Origin of the sequence: Streptomyces sp. x-19 (genome assembly GCF_046549115.1) — a bacterium.
Lineage (GTDB): Bacteria > Actinomycetota > Actinomycetes > Streptomycetales > Streptomycetaceae > Streptomyces > Streptomyces albulus_C.
Genome location: NZ_JAJPWK010000077.1, coordinates 1 through 3190 on the forward strand (window position 1 = coordinate 1; position 3190 = coordinate 3190).

General features: G+C 56.3%; 1 rRNA gene. It reads right to left on the reverse strand.

What is annotated here, in order from left to right:
* Window positions 1-21: 21 nt before the first annotated feature.
* Window positions 22-3141: ribosomal RNA gene (locus ACLJT4_RS42150) — 23S ribosomal RNA — on the reverse strand.
* Window positions 3142-3190 lie beyond the last annotated feature (49 nt).

The following is a 3190-nucleotide window of genomic DNA, read 5'->3' on the forward strand; positions in this document are numbered from 1 at the left end:
ACACAGTGGACGCGAGCAACTGAGGACAAGCCCTCGGCCTATTAGTACCAGTCAACTCCACACCTTACAGTGCTTCCATATCTGGCCTATCAACCCAGTCGTCTACTGGGAGCCTTACCCTCTCAAGGAGGAGGGAGCCCTCATCTCGAAGCAGGCTTCCCGCTTAGATGCTTTCAGCGGTTATCCTTTCCGAACGTAGCCAACCAGCCATGCCCTTGGCAGAACAACTGGCACACCAGAGGTTCGTCCGTCCCGGTCCTCTCGTACTAGGGACAGCCCTTCTCAAGACTCCTACGCGCACAGCGGATAGGGACCGAACTGTCTCACGACGTTCTAAACCCAGCTCGCGTACCGCTTTAATGGGCGAACAGCCCAACCCTTGGGACCGACTCCAGCCCCAGGATGCGACGAGCCGACATCGAGGTGCCAAACCATCCCGTCGATATGGACTCTTGGGGAAGATCAGCCTGTTATCCCCGGGGTACCTTTTATCCGTTGAGCGACGGCGCTTCCACAAGCCACCGCCGGATCACTAGTCCCTACTTTCGTACCTGCTCGACCCGTCAGTCTCACAGTCAAGCTCCCTTGTGCACTTACACTCAACACCTGATTACCAACCAGGCTGAGGGAACCTTTGGGCGCCTCCGTTACTCTTTAGGAGGCAACCGCCCCAGTTAAACTACCCACCAGACACTGTCCCTGATCCGGATCACGGACCCAGGTTAGACATCCAGCACGACCAGAGTGGTATTTCAACAACGACTCCACACCAACTGGCGTTGGCGCTTCACAGTCTCCCACCTATCCTACACAAGCCGAACCGAACACCAATATCAAGCTATAGTAAAGGTCCCGGGGTCTTTCCGTCCTGCTGCGCGAAACGAGCATCTTTACTCGTAATGCAATTTCACCGGGCCTATGGTTGAGACAGTCGAGAAGTCGTTACGCCATTCGTGCAGGTCGGAACTTACCCGACAAGGAATTTCGCTACCTTAGGATGGTTATAGTTACCACCGCCGTTTACTGGCGCTTAAGTTCTCAGCTTCGCCTGAACGAATCCAAGCTAACCGGTCCCCTTAACGTTCCAGCACCGGGCAGGCGTCAGTCCGTATACATCGCCTTACGGCTTCGCACGGACCTGTGTTTTTAGTAAACAGTCGCTTCTCGCTGGTCTCTGCGGCCACCCCCAGCTCAGGAAGCAAGTCCCTTCACCAGAAATGGCCCCCCTTCTCCCGAAGTTACGGGGGCATTTTGCCGAGTTCCTTAACCATAGTTCACCCGAACGCCTCGGTATTCTCTACCTGACCACCTGAGTCGGTTTAGGGTACGGGCCGCCTTGAAACTCACTAGAGGCTTTTCTCGACAGCATAGGATCATCCACTTCACCACAATCGGCTCGGCATCAGGTCTCAGCCTTAACGTGCGACGGATTTACCTACCACACGGCCTACACCCTTACCCCGGGACAACCACCGCCCGGGCTGGACTACCTTCCTGCGTCACCCCATCGCTTACCTACTACAAGTCTGGTCCGTCGGCTCCACCACTCCCCTTCACCCGAAGGATCCAGGGCGGCTTCACGGACTTAGCATCGCCTGATTCAGTATTGGGCGCTTCAAAGCGGGTACCGGAATATCAACCGGTTGTCCATCGACTACGCCTGTCGGCCTCGCCTTAGGTCCCGACTTACCCTGGGCAGATCAGCTTGACCCAGGAACCCTTAGTCAATCGGCGCAAGAGTTTCCCACTCTTGTATCGCTACTCATGCCTGCATTCTCACTCGTGAACCGTCCACAACTCGTTTCCACGGCTGCTTCACCCGGCACACGACGCTCCCCTACCCATCACGATCCCCGTTAGGAGTAATATCGCAATGACACGACTTCGGCGGTGTACTTGAGCCCCGCTACATTGTCGGCGCGGAATCACTTGACCAGTGAGCTATTACGCACTCTTTCAAGGGTGGCTGCTTCTAAGCCAACCTCCTGGTTGTCTCTGCGACTCCACATCCTTTCCCACTTAGCACACGCTTAGGGGCCTTAGTCGATGCTCTGGGCTGTTTCCCTCTCGACCATGGAGCTTATCCCCCACAGTCTCACTGCCGCGCTCTCACTTACCGGCATTCGGAGTTTGGCTAAGGTCAGTAACCCGGTAGGGCCCATCGCCTATCCAGTGCTCTACCTCCGGCAAGAAACACACGACGCTGCACCTAAATGCATTTCGGGGAGAACCAGCTATCACGGAGTTTGATTGGCCTTTCACCCCTAACCACAGGTCATCCCCCAGGTTTTCAACCCTGGTGGGTTCGGTCCTCCACGAAGTCTTACCTCCGCTTCAACCTGCCCATGGCTAGATCACTCCGCTTCGGGTCTTGAGCATGCTACTCCACGCCCTATTCGGACTCGCTTTCGCTACGGCTTCCCCACACGGGTTAACCTCGCAACATACCGCAAACTCGCAGGCTCATTCTTCAAAAGGCACGCAGTCACGACTGATGAGTAAACTCACCAGCGACGCTCCCACGGCTTGTAGGCACACGGTTTCAGGTACTATTTCACTCCGCTCCCGCGGTACTTTTCACCATTCCCTCACGGTACTATCCGCTATCGGTCACCAGGGAATATTTAGGCTTAACGGGTGGTCCCGCCAGATTCACACGGGATTTCTCGGGCCCCGTGCTACTTGGGTGTCTCTCAAACGAGCCGCTAATGTTTCAGCTACGGGGGTCTTACCCTCTACGCCGGACCTTTCGCATGTCCTTCGCCTACATCAACGGTTTCTGACTCGCCTCACAGCCGGCAGACTGCAAAAGAGAGATCCCACAACCCCAACCACGCAACCCCTGCCGGGTATCACACGTGACTGGTTTGGCCTCATCCAGTTTCGCTCGCCACTACTCCCGGAATCACGGTTGTTTTCTCTTCCTGCGGGTACTGAGATGTTTCACTTCCCCGCGTTCCCTCCACACTGCCTATGTGTTCAGCAGCGGGTGACAGCCCATGACGACTGCCGGGTTTCCCCATTCGGACACCCCCGGATCAAAGCTCGGTTGACAGCTCCCCGGGGCCTATCGTGGCCTCCCACGTCCTTCATCGGTTCCTGGTGCCAAGGCATCCACCGTGCGCCCTTAAAAACTTGGCCACAGATGCTCGCGTCCACTGTGCAGTTCTCAAACAACGACCAGCCACCC